Raw genomic sequence first — 17,580 nt, forward strand, 5'->3', positions numbered from 1 at the left:
TCGTGTGGTGGCAGCTGCCTGGCAGATGCGCGCTTCTGTGAGTAACGCACGATCAGCCACACCAGCAACGCGATGCCTGCCGGTATGCAGAACAGGACCAGCAGGATCAACCCGTGCCAGATGCTGAAACTTCCCATTTGGTTCTGCCTTGATGATGGTGCACCGATGCTAGCATCGGTCACCGAACAGGACGCAGGGAGGCGCGCAGGCGTGGTGGAACGCGGCGCAGGATCACGATCAAGGGCGGCGCTTGTCGCTGCGGTGGCGCTGCTGGCAGCAGTTGGAGGGGGGTTGTCACGTAGCGGTGACGAGGCCGCACCGGTGCAGGATTTCACCGGGGTATCCGCAACTCCCGGTTCTGCCGGGCAACGTGCCGCGCTGTCTGGAACGCAGCCGCCGCAGGTGACCCGCGGGCTGTCCGAAGTCCATCGCCTATGGGCCGTGAAAACCGCTGCCGATGGCGGGGATGCCGCCGCCATGCGCGAGATAGCCTTCACCAGTGCACGTTGTGCGGGCATGGGACACGGCAGGCAGGGGATCCAGCACACGCTGGATGGAGCATCGGCCAACCTGGAAATGCACCGCCCCGAAGCAGCGGCAGCGTATCGCAGCGCTGGGCAGAGGCTGGAAGCGCAGTGCGAAGTACTGAGTACCTGGAGCAGTGACCTGCGTGCCTTCGGGCGACTCTGGCGCGATCGTGCCGCCGAGGCGGGGGATCTGACGGCGACCATCCGCAACACGCTGTATGAGGCGCAACGCGATCCACAAGTTGCGGCAGAACTGTTGGACCGCGTCATTGCCAGCGGCGATGCAGCGGCGATCGCCGAGATGGGGGCGCTGCTGTTCCAGATGGGCAGGGGCGGGCAGTCATTGCCGGGATATGAAGGGATGGCATTCGACGTATTCGACTTCTACGCGATGCAGGTGATTGCCTGCCAGCGCGGTCTTGCGTGCGGCGAAGGGTCGGTGATGCTGGATGACATCTGCCTGACGGGAATGCAATGCACGTTTGCCGATTTTCCTGCGTTGTTGTGGCACAACGTTGAAGAGGACGGCGAGGCGCATCAGCTTGAGCAGGCAATGAAGAAGATGCGCGGTCTGCTGGAGGGCTGAGGTTTCGCCGAGCATGGCGCGGGGTTACCGGGAGTCCATGCCGCACTTCGCGGTCGAGGCCGGGTTCACACGTCGAACAAGTCAGCGCACCCGCATCCCTTCAATGCCCGGGATGCTTTCGCGTATCGCATCCAGGAACAGCTGCAGGCGTGCGGGCCGGTGGCGTCCGGCCGGGAACACCAGGTGCACCGGCAATGGCGCGGCTTCCCAGCCGGGCAGCAGCTGCACCAGCCGACCGCTGCGCAGCTCTTCGGTCATCATCCAGGCCGATCCGATGCCCACGCCGATTCCATTGCAGACCGCCTGGTGCAGCACGAACAGGTTGTCGGTGAGCAGGCGGGGCTGGATCGCGATGCGCTCCTGGGTCTTGCCGATGCCGGCGCCCTGGCAGCGCTGCAGCTGCACGCTTTCACGATAGAAATTGGTCAGGGACACCCACGGCAGCGTTGCCAGCGCGGCGGGCGTGGTGGGCAGCGGATCGGGCGCGCTCGACGCGGCGCACACCACGATCCGGGGAACCTCGGCTACCTGCACGGCCACCACGTCCTGCTGTTCCAGCGGGCCTACGCGGATGGCGCAGTCGATGCCTTCGGCGACCAGGTCGGACAGGCCATCGTGCAGGCGCCATTCCAGGCTGATCTGCGGGTAGCGGCGCAGGAAGGCCAGCATCGGCGCCATCAGCTGGCCTTGCCCGAACGCATGCGGCACCAGCACGCGCAGGCGTCCACTGGGCTGCTGTGCGGCACCGCGCAGGTCCTGTTCGATGCCTTCCCAGCTTTCCAGCAGCTCACGTGCATGCTGCAGGCAGCGTTCGCCATCGTGGGTGAGCTGCATGCCATGGGTGGAGCGCTGCAGCAGGCGCAGGCCGAAATGCTTTTCCAATGCCTGCAGGCGGCGGCTGATGGTCGGCTGGGTGGTGCCCAGTTGTACGGCTGCGGCGGACAGGCTGCCGGCATCCACGATGCGCACGAAGGTGCGCAGCAGGTCGATGCGGTCTGCATTGGCGGGGGCGGAAGAATGGCTCATGCGCAGTACGTATGGGGCTGATGCGGCCGAGCCTACTACACCGGCCGCCCTGGCAGGAGGAAACTGCGCGCCATCACACCAACAAGGCTCCTCCCATGTCTACTGCGCATGACGCAACCCTGCCACTACCGCCGCCCGCCTTGCCCGGCCTGTTGGTTCCGGTCATGGCCGCCGGCGCTGGCTTCAGCGTGGCCTCGCTGTACTACGCCCAGCCGATGCTGGGCGCGATGGGGGCTTCGCTGGGTGCCAGCGACGCGTCCATCGGCTTGGTGCCGACCCTGACCCAGCTCGGCTATGCGGCCGGCATTGCGTTGCTGGCCCCGCTCGGTGACCGCTTCGAACGCCGGCGCATCATCCTGGTCAAATCATTGCTGCTGGGCGCAGCGCTGCTGGCCGCCGGCCTGGCTGGGCAGCTGCCCGGGGTGCTGCTGGCCAGCCTGCTGGTCGGCCTGATGGCCACCGTGGCGCAGGATGTGGTGCCCGCCGCCGCCACCTTGGCACCGCCGGAACACCGCGGTGCGCTGGTTGGCAAGGTAATGACCGGCCTGCTGCTGGGCATCCTGCTGTCACGCGTGGTCAGTGGCGTGGTGGCCGAACAGTTCGGCTGGCGCGCGATGTTCATCGCCGCCGCAGTGTCGGTGGTGCTGATGGGGCTGCTGCTGCGTGCCACGCTGCCGCGCTTTGCGCCCACCACCACGCTGGGCTATGGCGCGCTGCTGCGTTCAATGGGCGGGTTGTGGATGCAGTTGCCGCCGCTGCGCCGTGCGGTACTGGCCCAGGCACTGTTGGCAATGGGCTTCAGTGCGTTCTGGTCGACGCTGGCGTTGATGCTGCATGCCCGCTTCGGCATCGGCAGTGCGGGCGCCGGGGCATTCGGAATCGCCGGCGCGGCCGGTGCACTGGCCGCGCCGCTGGCCGGGCGTTTTTCCGACCGCATCGGTACCCAGCGGGTGGCCCGGCTGGCCATTGGCATCGCCCTGCTGGGCTTTGCCAGCCTGCTGCTGGATGGCCTGTTCCCGGTGTCGCTGCAGCTGGTGCTGCTGGCGGTGAGTGCGGTGATCTTCGACTTCGGTTTCCAGGCCGCGCTGGTGTCACACCAGACGCTGGTCTACGGTCTGCAGCCGCAGGCGCGCAGCCGCCTGAATGCCCTGCTGTTCACCGGCGTGTTCGTGGGCATGGCCGCAGGCGGTGGCTCGGGCGCCATGGCGCTGGCCCAGGGGGGCTGGCATGCGGTGGTGCTGCTGGCCTGCGCGACCAGTGCACTGGCGCTGTGGGTGAGGCGGTAAAAAGCCGTTCTCGCTGAACATGGCCGAGGTCGCTTTTCTGAAAGCGGGGGTGTACAAATGTACACCATGGATCCCATCGACCTCCCTCCCCAACGTGCGGCCGTGCTGGCCTGGCTGCGCCAGTCACTGGCTTCGGGCCAGTCGCCCAGCCTGGCCGACATCGCCGCCGCCTTCGGTTTCGCTTCGCGCAATGCCGCGCAGAAACACGTGCAGGCGCTGGTCGAAGCCGGCCTGCTGGACCAGGCGCCGGGCCGCAAGCGCGGGCTGGCCCTGCCCGGTGGCCCGACCGAGCTGCTGCCGCTGGCGGTGCTGGGCCGGGTGGCGGCCGGCCAGCCGATCGGCGCGGATATCGGCCTGGACCAGCAACTGTGGCTGGACCGGCGGATGTTCTCCCCGCGTCCGGATTACCTGCTGAAAGTGCAGGGCGATTCGATGATCGACGACGGCATCCTCGATGGTGACCTGGTCGGCGTGCACCGTACCCCCAGTGCCCGCGACGGCCAGACCGTGGTGGCGCGCATCGATGGCGAGCTCACCATCAAACGCCTGCAGCAGACCACCGATGGCGTGCGCCTGCTGCCGCGCAATCCGGCGCATGCGCCGATCGTGGTCGAGGCTGGCCAGGACTTCGCCGTGGAAGGCGTTTACTGCGGCCTGGTCCGGCAGGGCTGAGATGAACACCGCGCCCGAACTGCAGCAGCTGCTGTCCGCCCAGACCCTCTGGCATGCGGGACGGGGCAGTGCGAAGGAGGGCGTGGAAGGCCAGTCCACCGGGCATCCGGCACTGGATGGATTGCTGCCGCAGCGCGGCTGGCCGCGTCGCGCGCTGACCGAGCTGCTGCTGCCCGCCGATGGCGTGGGCGAACTGCAGCTGCTGCTGCCCACGCTGGCGCGGCTCAGCCAGGCTGGCGCGGCGGTGGCGGTGATCGCCCCGCCCTACCTGCCGTATGCACCGGCGTGGCAGGCGGCCGGGGTGTCCCTGCAGCATCTGCAGTTGATCGACGCGGCCCCGCGCGATGCGCTGTGGGCGTTCGAACAGTGCCTGCGCAGTGGCGCCTGCGCGGCAGTGCTGGGCTGGCCGAAACAGGCCGATGCCCAGGCGCTGCGCCGGCTGCAGGTGGCCGCAGATACCGGCCAGTGCCTCGGCTTTGCCCTGCGTGACCGCAAGCATGCGGCCAATCCATCGCCGGCCGCGCTGCGCCTGGAGGCGGTGCGTGACGGCCAGGCCACCCAGTGGCAGGTGCGCAAGTGCCGTGGCGGCCCTGCGCCGTCGCAGGCATTCGCGTTGAGGGCCGGGTGAGATACGCCGATGCTCTGGGCCTGTGTACTGCTGCCGCAGCTGGCGCTGGATGCCGTCCTTCGCCGCCACCCTGATCCGGATACGCCGCTGGCGTTGGTCGGCGGGGCGGTGCAGCTGCGCACCCTGCATGCGGTGAATGCCGCCGCCGCGCAGGCGGGGCTGCAGGCCGGCATGCGGCTGACGGCTGCGCTGGCGCTGCTGCCGGACTTCCAGATGGTGGAACACGATGCCCAGTCCGATGCGCGCTGGCAGCGCTTCCTGGCTGCCTGGGCATACCGGCACAGCTCGCTGGTGAGCGCGCAGTGGCCGGGCTGCATCGTGCTGGAAGTGCGCGCCAGCTTCCAGCTGCTGGGCCCGTGGCCGGTGCTGCAGGCGCGCCTGCGCGAGGAACTGCAGGCACTGGGCTTCCAGCACCGCATCGCGCTGGCGCCGACGCCGCGTGCGGCGATGGTGCTGGCCGGCATCCGCGATGGCCTGGATGTGCAGGACATCGCGGCGATGCAGGCGCTGCTGGACCGCGTTCCGGTGCGCCGTGCGCGGCTGCCCGATGACGGCGGCACGCGGCTGCAGCAGATGGGCATCGGCAGCCTGCAGGCGCTGCGTGCGCTGCCGCGCGATGGCCTGCGCCGGCGCTTCGGATTGCCGCTGCTGGAACACCTGGACCGGCTGTACGGCCAGGCCGATGAGCCGTTGGCCTGGTATGCGCCGCCGGACCATTTCGATTCGCGGGTGGAGCTGGGCTATGAGGTGGAAAACCACATGGCCCTGCTGTTCCCGTTGCGTCGTCTGATCGGCGATCTGTGTACCTGCCTGTCGATCCGCGATGGCGGCGTGCAGCGCTTCGTGCTGCGGTTGGAACACGAAGAAGGCCATACCGACGTGGAGGTGGGCCTGCTGGCCGCCGAACGCGATGCCACGCTGCTGTTCGAGCTCACCCGCAACCGGTTGGAGCGCGCCAGCATCGACCAGCCGGTGGTCGCCGTGCGCCTGCTGGCACGTGAACTGCCGACCTTCGTGCCGGCCAGCCGCGATCTGTTCGATACCCGCAACCAGCAGCAGCTGCCGTGGCCGCAGCTGCGCGAACGCCTGCGTGCGCGGCTCGGTGATGGCTCGGTCTATCGCGTGGGGCCGGCCGGTGACCCGCGCCCGGAGCGTGCGTGGCAGCGCGTGGAAGGCGATGGCATGGCCATTGCCGAAGCCCCGCTGCGTCCACCGCGTCCGTGTTGGCTGCTGCCCACGCCGGTGCCGCTGCGCGATCCGCGCGCGCGCATCGTGTCCGGTCCGGAGCGGCTGGAAAGCGGTTGGTGGGATGGCCAGGAAGCACGGCGTGACTATTACGTGCTGGAGACTTCGCAGGGCCAGCAGGCCTGGGCCTTCGCCATGCCGGGCCAGCAGGGCGACTGGATGCTGCACGGCTGGTTCGCATGAGCCGTATCGAAGAACGTGATGATGCCCCGTGCAAGCGCATGCCGCGTGCGTGGGAAACCCGCGAGCGACTGGCCGCGGCCAACGACGATGTACAGCATGAAGACACGCTGCCGGCGTATGCCGAGTTGCACTGCCTGTCTGATTTCTCGTTCCTGCGCGGCGCGGCCAGTGCCGAAGAACTGTTCACGCGTGCGCACCAGTGCGGCTACGAAGCCCTGGCGATCACCGATGAGTGCTCGTTGGCCGGGATCGTGCGCGCGCTGGAAGCCTCGCGGGCCACCGGCGTGCCGCTGATCGTCGGCAGCGAGTTCGTGCTGGAGTGCGGGCTGAAGCTGGTGCTGCTGGTGGAGAACCAAAGCGGCTACGTGCGCCTGTGCGAACTGATCACCACCGGGCGGCGTGCGGCAGGCAAGGGCAGTTACCGGCTGGCCCGGCAGGACGTGGAACGGGTGCTGGGCGATGCGTCCGGTGAAGGGCTTGGCCTGTTTGCGCTGTGGGTGCCGGGTGCACAGCCTGATGCCGCGCAGGCAGTCTGGATGCAGCAGGTATTCGTGCAGCGCACCTGGCTGGCCGTGCACCTGCACCGCGAACGCGACGATGCCGCACGCCTGGCCCAGCTGCTGGCGCTGGCCACGCAGCTGGGCATCGACGCACTGGCCTGCGGTGACGTACACATGGACGTGCGCCGCCGCCGCGTCCTGCAGGACACCATGACCGCGATCCGCCACGGGCTGCCGCTGGCAGAATGCGGTGCGTTCCTGTTCCGCAATGGCGAACATCACCTGCGCACCCGGCGTGCACTGGGCAACATCCATCCGCATGCGCTGCTGCACACCGCCGTGGTGCTTGCCCGACGCTGCCGGTTCCGGCTTGACGAGGTGCGCTACCAGTATCCGGCCGAGCTGGTGCCCGATGGACATACGCCCAGCAGCTGGCTGCGCGAGCTGACCCTGCGCGGCATGCGCGAGCGCTGGCCGGAAGGCGTGCCGGACGCGGTGGCCATGCAGATCGACAGTGAGCTGGCGCTGATCGCCGACATGAAGTACGAAGCCTTCTTCCTCACCGTGGAAGACATCGTGCGCTTCGCGCGTTCACGCGACATCCTGTGCCAGGGACGGGGGTCATCGGCGAACTCGGCGGTGTGCTTCGCATTGGGCATCACCGTGGTCAACCCGGCCGAAAGCCGCTTGTTGATGGCGCGCTTCCTGTCCAAGGAACGCGACGAGCCGCCGGACATCGACGTGGACTTCGAACACGAACGGCGCGAGGAAGTGCTGCAGTACGTGTATGGAAAATACGGGCGCGAACGCGCGGCGCTGGCCGCCACGGTGATCCGTTACCGTGGGAAAAGCGCAGTGCGCGACGTGGCCAAGGCGTTCGGGCTTCCGTCGGACCAGGTGGCGCTGCTGGCCGAATGCTTCGGTTGGGGCAATGGCGAAACCCCGATGCAGCAGCGACTGGCCGAGGCCGGTTTCGATGCGGAAAATCCGCTGCTGCAGCAGGTGATGGCGGTGACCGAGCAGTTGCGCGACCATCCTCGGCATCTGTCCCAGCACGTGGGCGGCTTCGTGATCAACGATGCACCGTTGAGCACGTTGGTGCCGGTGGAGAACGCCGCGATGGCCGACCGCACCATCATCCAGTGGGACAAGGACGATCTGGAAACCATGAAGATGCTCAAGGTCGATTGCCTGGCGCTGGGCATGTTGACCTGCATCCGCAAGGCAGTGGCGCTGATAGAAAAGCATCGCGGCCATCGCATCGACCTGGCTCGCCTGCCGATCGATGATCCCCCCACCTTCGCGATGATCCGGGCGGCCGACACCGTCGGCGTGTTCCAGATTGAATCGCGTGCGCAGATGAGCATGCTGCCGCGCCTGAAGCCCACCACGTTCTACGATCTTGTGATCCAGGTGGCGATCGTGCGGCCCGGGCCGATCCAGGGCGGCATGGTGCATCCGTTCCTGCGCCGCCGCCAGGGCCATGAAGCGGTGACGTACCCGTCCGAGGGCATCCAGGACATCCTCGGAAGTACCCTGGGCATTCCGTTGTTCCAGGAGCAGGTGATGGAGCTGGTGATCCATGCCGGTTACGAGCCGCACGAGGCCGACCACCTGCGCCGCTCCATGGCGGCTTGGCGCAGCGGGGGTGACATGAACCCGCATCGCGAGCGCATCCGCGGATTGATGGAGAAGAAGAACTACAGCTCGGAGTTCATCGATCAGATCTTCGAACAGATCAAGGGCTTTGGTGCCTATGGTTTCCCGCAGAGCCATGCCGCCTCGTTCGCCAAGCTGGTGTACATCAGCTGTTTCCTGAAGCGGCATGAGCCGGCCGCGTTTGCCTGCGCGCTGCTCAATGCGCAGCCGATGGGCTTCTATTCGGCCAGCCAGATCGTGCAGGACGCGCGCCGTGGCAGCGCCGAGCGGGGCGGCGTGGCCGTGCTGCCGGTGGATGTATGCATCAGTGATTGGGACAACACCCTGGAAGGCGGCGATGCCCGCACCCAGCCGGCCATACGGCTGGGGCTGCGGCAGCTGGCCGGCTGCAGCGAAGCGGCGGCACGGGCGGTGATGGCGGCCCGTGCGCAGGCTCCCTTCGCCGATGTGGCCGACCTGTGCCGCCGTGCACGGCTGGATGCAAAGGCCCGCCAGGTATTGGCCGATGGCGGGGCACTGGCCGCGCTGGCCGGCAACCGCAATGCCGCGCGCTGGGCGGTGGCCGGCATCGAACGCGCGATGCCGCTGCTGCAGGGCAGTCCGGACGAGCAGGACATCGTGCTGCCGGCGCCCAACGTGGCCGAGGAAATGCTGTCCGACTACCGTGCCAGCGGGCTGACACTGGGTGAACATCCACTGGCGCTGTTGCGCACGCGGCTGCAGCAGGAGCGCGCGCTGGACTCGCGCCAGCTGCGCGCCACCGCGCATGGGCGCGGCGTGCACACCATCGGGCTGGTGACCCAGCGACAGAAGCCCGGCACGGCCAACGGCACGGTGTTCGTCACCCTGGAAGACGAGCACGGCATGGTCAACGTGGTGGTCTGGTCGCACCTGGCGCTGCGCCGGCGCAAGGCGCTGCTGGGGTCGCGGCTGCTGGGAGTGCGCGGGCGCTGGGAGTGCGTGGACGGGGTGCGCCACCTGATCGCCGGCGACCTGCACGACTACAGTCACCTGCTGGCCGGGCTGAACGCACCATCGCGCGACTTCCGGTAGTGACGGCCGCTGGCCGTCAACCGCCTTGCTGACGGCCAGCGGCCGTCACTACCGGACACAGCGCGGCCGTCACTACCGGGCGGGGTTGCGCCCTGCACGCAACAGTCACGGTTTTAGGGTAGCGTGCGCAATCCGTCGGCCCTGTGCCCCGCTGCCCGGGCCCGCCGGATTGTCCTTGGAGGATGCATGAGCAAGTCCGCTTCAGTGGAAACCACCCCCGGTCCGGTGCTGCTGCCGACCCCGGAAGTACAGCAGGCGCAGCACCTGCTCGCCCGCCAGCAGATCGCGGTGGCGATGGAGCGCGCCCGACGCGCGGCCGACGCCGATATCGCCGAACGCCAGGCCGTACTGTCGCGCTGACCTGCGCGTGATGGAGGCGATGACGGCAACGGTCGTCACCCTCTGATTGAATCTTCATGCCGTGGCCGCCACGGCACGGCCTGCCCCACCCTCTCAAATGGTAACTGTTATCATTATCATCAGGCTTCGGGGGAGTGCGCCGGCGCGTGTCGCGGTCTATCCTGAATGGGGGAAAACCCCGGCGAGACCCTTTCGCGCTCGGCTTACACGCAGCGACCTAGACTGAGGCGCAATTTTTGAATCTACCGGGTGAGCGATTCGTGGGCTCCTGTAATGAGAGAGATCGGTTGCGGGCCCTGAAGCGCGATGTGCGGAACGGGGAAGCGTGGGATGGATCGTGTTGCGCAGGCAGCACGGCAGGCCTGCGCGTTGACGCGAGGTAACCTGGATGACTGAGACCCCCACCCGCGTCCGGCTTGATGCAGGCTTGGCGATGCTGCCCGATGGCGGCTCGCCGCTGCCCATGCCCGAACAGGAACTGCACCGGGGCGAGCTGAAGATCCGCCGCCACCGTACCTCGCCGCGCCTGATCGGGCTGCGCCGTGCCTACCTGTTCGGCGGCACCGCACTGATGACCGCAGCGGCCACCGTGATGATGTGGCGGGTGCTGTCGCCGAACGGGGTCAGCGTGCTGGAGGCCTGCCTGCTGGTGCTGTTCGTGGGCCTGTTCGGCTGGATCGCGCTGGCCTTCGCCAGTGCCGTGGCCGGCTTCCTGACCGCGGTGTTCGATCGCGGCTACCGGCTGGGCATCGACCCGGACGAGCCGCTGCCGCAGCTGCATACGCGTACCGCGTTGCTGATGCCCACCTACAACGAAGACCCGCGGCGGCTGCTGGCCGGCCTGCAGGCGATCTACGAATCGGTGGCGGCCACCGGCCAGCTGGCCAACTTTGATTTCTACGTGCTCAGCGATACGCGCCGCGAAGACATCTCGCATGCCGAAGAGCAGGTATTCGCCGAACTGCGCGAAACGCTGGATGCGCACGACCATCTGTTCTATCGCCGCCGCGCCGACAACGGCGGGCGCAAGGCCGGCAACATCGCCGACTGGGTGCGCCGTTTCGGTGGCGACTATCCGCAGATGCTGATCCTGGATGCCGACAGCCTGATGACCGGCGACACCATCGTCCGCCTCGCCGCGGGCATGGAACACAACCCGGACGTGGGCATCATCCAGACCCTGCCGGTGGTGGTCGGCGGCCGCACGCTGTTCTCGCGCATGCAGCAGTTCGGCGGCCGCGTGTACGGCCCGGTGATCGCCCGCGGCGTGGCCTGGTGGCACGGCGCGGAGAGCAATTACTGGGGCCACAACGCGATCATCCGCACCGTGGCCTTCGCCGAGAATGCCGGCCTGCCCGCGCTGCCCGGGCAGGAGCCGTTCGGTGGCCACGTGCTCAGCCACGACTTCGTGGAAGCGGCGCTGATGCGTCGCGGTGGCTGGGCCGCGCACATGGTGCCCTACCTGAAAGGCAGCTACGAAGAAGGCCCGCCGACGCTGACCGACATGATGGTGCGCGACCGCCGCTGGTGCCAGGGCAACCTGCAGCACGGCAAGATCGTCGGCAGCCGCGGCCTGCACTGGATCAGCCGGGTGCACATGCTGATCGGCATCGGCCATTATTTCACCGCCCCGATGTGGGCGATGCTGATGCTGATCGGCATCGCCATCCCGCTGTTCCAGGAGGGTATCGACCTCAACGGCGTGCTGCACCTTTCGCCCAGTGTCTACTGGCGCACCCAGGACGAAACCCACGTGGTGCGGCTGTTCGCGGTGACCATGGGCGTGCTGCTGATGCCGAAGATCCTCGGCTACCTGGCCACCCTGCTTGAGCCGGCCTGCCGCCGCGGCTGTGGCGGTGCGGTGCGGATGTTCATCGCCATGCTGCTGGAAACCGTGCTGGCCGCGCTGATGGCCCCGGTGGTGATGTACGTGCAGTCGCGCGGCGTGGCCGAAGTGCTGGCGGGCAAGGATTCGGGCTGGGATGCCCAGCAGCGCGACGATGGCCGCGTGGACTGGTTCGCCCTGGTCAAGGCCTACGGTGGCCTGAGCCTGTTCGGCGCCTTCATGGGCGTGCTGGCCTGGGCGGTTTCGCCGGCGCTGGCGGCCTGGATGGCCCCGGTGGTGATCGGCATGATGCTGTCCATCCCGGTGGTGGCGCTGACCTCTTCGCGCGGTCCGGGCAGCTGGCTGCGCCGGTTGAAGCTGATGGACATCCCGGAAGAACGCGACCCGCCGGACGTGCTGGTGCGTGCCGCGCAGCTGCGCCGCGAAGCGCTGTCGAAGCCGCCGCTGTACTGAGTCGCGCATAATGCGGCTTCGATACAGAGGAGCCGCAACATGCTGCAGACGGTGGAACAGGAAACCGGCGCATCGCCGCAATGGGCAGTCATCTGGCTGCATGGACTGGGTGCGGACGGCAACGACTTCGCCCCGATCGTGCCCGAGCTGGTGCGTCCGGGCTGGCCGGCGCTGCGCTTCGTCTTCCCGCATGCGCCGGTACGTCCGATCACCATCAACAACGGCGTGCCGATGCGCGGCTGGTACGACATCGTCGGCATGGACTTCCGTTCGCGTGCGGACATGGACGGTGTGCGTGCCTCGGTGGTTGAACTGGATGCGCTGATCCAGCGCGAGATCGACCGTGGCATTCCGGCCGAGCGCATCTTCCTGGCGGGCTTCTCGCAGGGCGGGGCGGTGATCCTGACCGCTGCCCTGCAACGTACCGCGCCGCTGGCCGGGCTGATCGCGCTGTCCACCTACCTGCCCGAAGCCGAAACCGCCGCGCGCATCGATGGCGCCGTGCAGGTGCCGGTGTTCATGGCGCACGGCACGCAGGATCCGGTGATTCCGCTGCAGGTGGCCGAACACACCGCCGCCACGCTGCGCACGCTGGGCGTGGAGGTGCAGTGGCAGTCCTATCCGATGGCCCACCAGGTGTGTGGCGAAGAGATCAGTGCACTCGCAGACTGGCTGCAAACCCGCCTGCAGGCTGGCTGACCCATGAGCACGCCTGCCGCCACCCCCTGGATGCCTGAACTGTGCCGCCTGCCGCGGCTTGCCGCGATGTGCGGGCTGGCGTTGCTGGTGGTGGTGGTGCTGGCGCTGGCGCCTGACGATGGGCGCCACTGGAGCGTGGGCCGGCTGCTGTCGGCGAGTGGTTTTGCGCTGTGGCTGGCGCTGGCGGTCACCGTGGCGCTGTGTGGGCTTCGCAAGCTGCTTTCGACCCTGCCTGCGCTATCGGGATCGGTGGCAGCCATCGCGCTGACGGCGGTGATCGCGGTCATCGGCGCGGGCATCATCCATGCCCTGTATGCGGCACTCGGTGATGACTTCGCCAACGGCATCGGCTTCTGGCGGTTCACCCTGGGCAGTGCGGCCACCACCGCACTGATCAGCGCGGTGGCGCTGCGCTACTTCTATGTCAGCGACCGCTGGGCGGCCCAGGTGCAGGCGCAGGCCCGTGCCGAAGCCGATGCCCTGCAGGCACGCATCCGCCCGCATTTCCTGTTCAACAGCATGAACCTCATCGCCAGCCTGGTACGGCGCGATGCCGTGGTGGCCGAACGCGCGGTGCTCGACCTTTCCGATCTGTTCCGCGCCGCGTTGGGTGCGGGCGAGGGCGATTCGACGCTGCATGAAGAATGCGAGCTGGCCGAGCGCTACCTGTCCATCGAATCGCTGCGGCTGGGCGAACGTCTGCAGGTGCGCTGGCAGCGACCTGCCGAACTGCCCTGGCAGCAGCCGATGCCGCGCCTGGTGCTACAGCCGCTGGTCGAAAACGCGGTGTTGCACGGCATATCGCGATTGCCCGAAGGGGGCCTGATCGAACTGGAGCTGGCCTGCGTGGATGGCGTGCTGCAGATCCTGATCCGCAATCCGGCACCGGATCCCAGCGCACCGGCCTTGTCGCTGTCACGCGGCACCGGGCACGCCCTGCACAACATCGCCCACCGGCTGGCCTGGCGCTTCGGTCCGGCCGCGCGGATGACGGCAGGCTGGAGCGGGGGCTACTATGAATGCCGCATCGCCATACCGGTTCGATGAGGGGAGCGCGCCGTGAGGGTAGTGATCGCAGATGACGAACCGCTGGCGCGTGAGCGCCTGCAGTCGCTGCTGGCCGATCTTCCCGATGTTTCCGTGGTGGCTGAAGCGGCCAATGGCGAGCAGGCGCTGCACGCCTGTGCGGAGCTGCAGCCGGACCTGGTGCTGCTGGATATCGCCATGCCCGGGCTGGATGGGCTGGAGACCGCGCGGCATCTTGCGACCTTCGAACCGCGCCCGGCGGTGGTGTTCTGCACCGCCTACGATGCGCATGCGTTGTCGGCCTTTGAAGCGGCGGCGATCGACTACCTGATGAAGCCGGTGCGGCCGGAACGGCTGGCGGCAGCGATCGAGCGCGCACGTGTTTTCCTGGCCGGGCGCGGCGACGCGCAGGGCAACGGCGATGGCCGTGCACGCACCGTGTTGTGCGCGCGCCTGCGCGGTGGCCTGCGTTTGATTCCGGTGGAAGACATCCACTATCTGCAGGCCGAGGAAAAGTACGTGGTGGTACACCATGCACGTGGCGAAGACCTGATCGAGGAATCGCTGAAGTCGCTGGAAGAAGAGTTCGCTGCGCGTTTCGTGCGCATCCACCGCAATTGCCTGGTGGCGCGGCACGAGCTGATCGAACTGCGCCGCGGCACGGCCGGGCAGGTGCAGGCGGTACTGCGGCACGGCAAGCAGCCGTTGGAGGTAAGTCGTCGCTGCGTGGCGACCCTGCGGCAGGATCTGCGTCACCTTTAAGAACATCAACGTCAACGTCAAAAGCTGCAGGGCTGTGTGTTGGCGGGGCGGGGTGGCCATGGAACATGCGGCCCTGGTAGCGCCGACCCATGGTCGGCGGAATGTTTCAGGTGAACGGATAAAGAGCCGCCGACCATGGGTCGGCGCTACCGCTTTTCCTTCTTTCATTACGTGGCGGCGGCCCCCGGAATCTGTCCGGGCGCCGGGCGGAGGGGCTGGGCGGGGGCGTTGAGCGCCATGGATGGCGCGAAACGAGGCCCGCATGGGTGAGGGCGCTTTGCTTGCGAAGCACGGCTTCGCAAGCGCCCGAACGCACAGCCGCCCAGCGGCTGGGCCGGACCCCGGAGGGGCAGTTTTTGCCGTCCCCCGACCAGCCCCACCACCCGGCGCCAGGCACGCACCCTGCTTTTCGCAGTAGCCCGCCACGAGGGGGTCTCACCCGTTCGCCCCCCATCCCGATGCGCGATAATGACCGCATGGATACCCTGCGCATCGCCACCCGCAAGAGCCCGCTCGCCCTCTGGCAGAGCGAATACGTCGCTGACCGGCTTCGCCACGCCCATCCCGGCCTGCATGTCGAACTGATCCCGATGAGCACCCGCGGCGACGAAGTGCTGGACCGCTCGCTGGCCGCCATCGGCGGCAAGGGTCTGTTCCTGAAGGAGCTGGAGCTGGCGATGCTGCGTGGCGAAGCGGACTGCGCGGTGCATTCGCTGAAGGACGTGCCGATGGAACTCGATGCGCCGTTCGTGTTGCCGGCGATCCTGCCGCGGCATGACCCGGCCGACGGCTTCGTTTCCAATCTGTATGCCTCGCTGGATGCGCTGCCGCTGGGCGCGCGCGTGGGCACCTCCTCGCTGCGCCGGCAGGCCCAGCTGCGCGCGCTGCGCCCGGACCTGGAACTGCTGGACCTGCGCGGCAACGTCAATACCCGCCTGGCCAAGCTGGACAACGGCGGCTACGACGCCATCGTGCTGGCCGTGGCGGGACTGGAGCGGCTGGGACTGGGGCAGCGCATCGTGGCACGCCTGCAGCCGCCGCACTGGCTGCCGGCACCGGCGCAGGGGGCGGTGGCCGTGGAATGCGATGGCGGCAATGCCGAGCTGCTGCGCTTGTTCGCGGCGCTGGACGACGCACGCACCCGCAGCTGCGTGGAGGCCGAGCGCGCAATGAATCGCACGTTGCATGGCAGCTGCCATGTGCCGGTGGCGGCGATCGCGCTGTGGCAGGGCGAGGACCTGCACCTGCAGGGGCTGGTCGGCGGCGTGGCCGATGGCACTGCGGTGCGTGCCGAAGCCGTGGGCCCCGGCACTGATCCCGAGGCGCTGGGCAGGACCGTGGCGCAGTTGCTGCTGGATGGCGGGGCAGGCGAACTGCTGGCGTAGCGCCGGGCGTCGTGCCGACCTTGGTCGGCATGCATGACGGTGCCGACCAGGGTCGGCACGACGTCGCCTTACTTGAACTTGTAGACCACGTTCATGGTGGTCAGCGTGTCGGTCTTCTGCTTGTCGTCGGCCACGTCGCTGTTGTGGCGCGCCTGCCAGGCGGCCTTCAGCGCGAGATGTTCGTTCATGCTTACCGACACGCCGAAATCGTTCTGCGCGAAGGTGTTGTACGAACCGGATTCGACCAGCAGCGTGTTGACCAGGTCGGTGTTGGGGGTCAGCGAATACTTGATGTCGAAGAAGCCACGACCGATCAGGCCGGTGCGGGTCTGATCGTCTTCGGTGCTGTGGGTGCGGCGCACACCGGGGCCGACCTGGGCATCCAGCGAGAAGCGGTCATTGCCCCACAGCCGGGTGCCGTAACCCAGACCGAACGAGCTCTGCCGATCATAGGTGGCGAAATCGTCGCGCTCGTAACGGACCGTGGCGGTGATCTGGCGGTGCTCGCCCAGCTGCAACGCGCTGCCGGCACTGCCGGTGTAGCGGTTGGCGGTGGTGTTGCTGACCTTGCTTTCAGTGCCGTCATCGTTGGTCTGGATCGATTCCGAACGCGAACGCAGGCCGAACAGGTCCATGCTGTGCACCCAGTCGTCATCGGTGTAGCGCAGGCGAAGGCGGCCGTTGGCGCTCTCGGTTGTGCTGTTGCCGCGTGCAGAAGCGAAGCCGAGTTCACCGCCGCTGCCGCTCCAGGGAGAGGTCATCGCCGCCAGTTCGGCGGGGTCCTGGGCGAATGCCGCAGGAGCGGCCAGCAACAACGGAACCAGCAGGGAAACACGCAGGGACATCAGGAATTCTCCGGGGGGGCGGGGATCGAGCGCAGTGCGTGATGATAGCGTTAACCCCTCGCTGCCTCGACCGCAGACGACGCCGCGCTTCAGTCGGCGTTTCTACAAATCCCCATTCAGGACAGGGGAAGCTGCATCTCCGGGCGGCGGGACCTGCAGCGACGGATCATTCAAGCGCGAATAGCGCAGGGTGATCCGGTAGGGCTGCTGCTTGTTGAAGCCATCGCGCTGGATCTGCCGCGGAAGACCGTCGCCGCCGATCCAGTACTGCAGCGTTTCGCCACTGCCGGCCGGGCCGTCGATCCGGTACACGCGCGTGGCCGTGCCATCGATGTCGGCCGGCCCACGGTCTTCCACCCGCAGGTCCTGCAGGCGCGCTTCAGAGGGCAGCGGGCTGCGCCATTGTTCCAGGGTGCCAGCTGGCAGCGGCACCTGCTGCATGCGGCCCTCCGCCTGCAGGAAGAAGGTGTCGCCGATGATCGTCTGCACGCCGGCCGGTGTCTCCAGCCGATAGCGGTCCGGGGCCACGAAGTCCATCCCGCTGCGGACCACCTGGCCCGCCTGTGCACCGTGCAGTGTCATCTCGGCATGGAAGCTGCGCAGGCTGGCGAAACGTCGGCTGGCCTCCAGCACGGCCGACGCCGGGTCCGCCGCCGGCGCTGCCGCCGGGTGGGCGGCATCGGCCGATGGCACGCTGGCCGGCGGTGGGCTGGGTTGTTGGCAACCCGCCAGCAACGCGGTCGCCAGGATCAGGGAACACAGGGGAAGCAGGCGCATGCGGGGCAGGCCGAGGCGTGGGGATCGACACGATAGCCGATCATGGCCGCCACAATGGCCGC

General features: G+C 68.0%; 15 protein-coding genes. 12 read left to right on the forward strand and 3 right to left on the reverse strand.

The features are described from left to right. The first annotated feature begins 165 nt into the window (after positions 1–165). Positions 166–1,113: a hypothetical protein gene (locus ACI2JH_RS18325; RefSeq protein ID WP_404736881.1), complete on the forward strand. Its 948-nt coding sequence runs from the start codon at positions 166–168 to the stop codon at positions 1,111–1,113. Between the two features lie 81 nt (positions 1,114–1,194). On the opposite strand, the gene ACI2JH_RS18330 is transcribed toward ACI2JH_RS18325, so the two are convergent. Beyond that, positions 1,195–2,139: a LysR family transcriptional regulator gene (locus tag ACI2JH_RS18330; RefSeq protein WP_182657475.1), complete on the reverse strand. Its 945-nt coding sequence runs from the start codon at positions 2,137–2,139 to the stop codon at positions 1,195–1,197. A gap of 164 nt (positions 2,140–2,303) precedes the next feature. Between ACI2JH_RS18330 and ACI2JH_RS18335 the strand changes: the two genes are divergently transcribed. From ACI2JH_RS18335 to hemC, 11 genes are all read left to right on the forward strand, one after another. Continuing rightward, entirely contained in the window at positions 2,304–3,425 is a 1,122-nt protein-coding gene (locus ACI2JH_RS18335; protein ID WP_404736889.1) for an MFS transporter, read from the forward strand. 66 nt (positions 3,426–3,491) lie between these two features. Beyond that, the gene (gene lexA / locus ACI2JH_RS18340; protein WP_101101479.1) at positions 3,492–4,097 is read left to right on the forward strand and encodes a transcriptional repressor LexA; all 606 of its coding nucleotides are present in this window, start codon (positions 3,492–3,494) and stop codon (positions 4,095–4,097) included. A 1-nt stretch (position 4,098) separates the two neighbouring features. Continuing rightward, positions 4,099–4,725, forward strand: a complete 627-nt coding sequence (gene imuA, locus ACI2JH_RS18345) for a translesion DNA synthesis-associated protein ImuA (protein ID WP_101101239.1) — start codon at positions 4,099–4,101, stop codon at positions 4,723–4,725. A gap of 9 nt (positions 4,726–4,734) precedes the next feature. Next, positions 4,735–6,153: a DNA polymerase Y family protein gene (locus tag ACI2JH_RS18350; protein ID WP_191769463.1), complete on the forward strand. Its 1,419-nt coding sequence runs from the start codon at positions 4,735–4,737 to the stop codon at positions 6,151–6,153. Next, positions 6,150–9,365 (forward strand): error-prone DNA polymerase, encoded by a 3,216-nt coding sequence (locus ACI2JH_RS18355; protein ID WP_404736882.1) that lies wholly within the window; start codon positions 6,150–6,152, stop codon positions 9,363–9,365. Before ACI2JH_RS18350 ends, ACI2JH_RS18355 begins: the two co-directional genes overlap by 4 nt. 186 nt (positions 9,366–9,551) lie before the next feature. Next, positions 9,552–9,725, forward strand: coding sequence for a hypothetical protein (locus ACI2JH_RS18360; protein ID WP_182657727.1), 174 nt, complete (start codon positions 9,552–9,554; stop codon positions 9,723–9,725). Between the two features lie 388 nt (positions 9,726–10,113). After that, entirely contained in the window at positions 10,114–12,024 is a 1,911-nt protein-coding gene (gene mdoH / locus ACI2JH_RS18365) for a glucans biosynthesis glucosyltransferase MdoH (protein WP_101101235.1), read from the forward strand. 39 nt (positions 12,025–12,063) lie between these two features. Next, the gene (locus ACI2JH_RS18370) at positions 12,064–12,723 is read left to right on the forward strand and encodes an alpha/beta hydrolase (RefSeq protein WP_101101233.1); all 660 of its coding nucleotides are present in this window, start codon (positions 12,064–12,066) and stop codon (positions 12,721–12,723) included. 3 nt (positions 12,724–12,726) lie between these two features. After that, on the forward strand, positions 12,727–13,770 hold the full coding sequence (locus ACI2JH_RS18375) for a sensor histidine kinase (RefSeq protein WP_404736883.1): 1,044 nt from the start codon (positions 12,727–12,729) through the stop codon (positions 13,768–13,770). A gap of 12 nt (positions 13,771–13,782) precedes the next feature. Further along, on the forward strand, positions 13,783–14,511 hold the full coding sequence (locus tag ACI2JH_RS18380; RefSeq protein WP_057507507.1) for a LytTR family DNA-binding domain-containing protein: 729 nt from the start codon (positions 13,783–13,785) through the stop codon (positions 14,509–14,511). Between the two features lie 476 nt (positions 14,512–14,987). Then, positions 14,988–15,896, forward strand: coding sequence for a hydroxymethylbilane synthase (gene hemC, locus ACI2JH_RS18385; RefSeq protein WP_101101473.1), 909 nt, complete (start codon positions 14,988–14,990; stop codon positions 15,894–15,896). Positions 15,897–15,964: 68 nt separating this feature from the next. On the opposite strand, the gene ACI2JH_RS18390 is transcribed toward hemC, so the two are convergent. Next, on the reverse strand, positions 15,965–16,741 hold the full coding sequence (locus ACI2JH_RS18390) for a YdiY family protein (RefSeq protein WP_042614557.1): 777 nt from the start codon (positions 16,739–16,741) through the stop codon (positions 15,965–15,967). 102 nt (positions 16,742–16,843) lie between these two features. After that, positions 16,844–17,518 carry a hypothetical protein gene (locus ACI2JH_RS18395; RefSeq protein ID WP_101101231.1) on the reverse strand — a complete coding sequence of 225 codons (675 nt, stop codon included), beginning with the start codon at positions 17,516–17,518 and terminating at the stop codon, positions 16,844–16,846. Positions 17,519–17,580: the final 62 nt, after the last annotated feature.

It is taken from the genome of Stenotrophomonas sp. NPDC078853 (assembly GCF_044901215.1).
GTDB lineage: Bacteria > Pseudomonadota > Gammaproteobacteria > Xanthomonadales > Xanthomonadaceae > Stenotrophomonas > Stenotrophomonas lacuserhaii.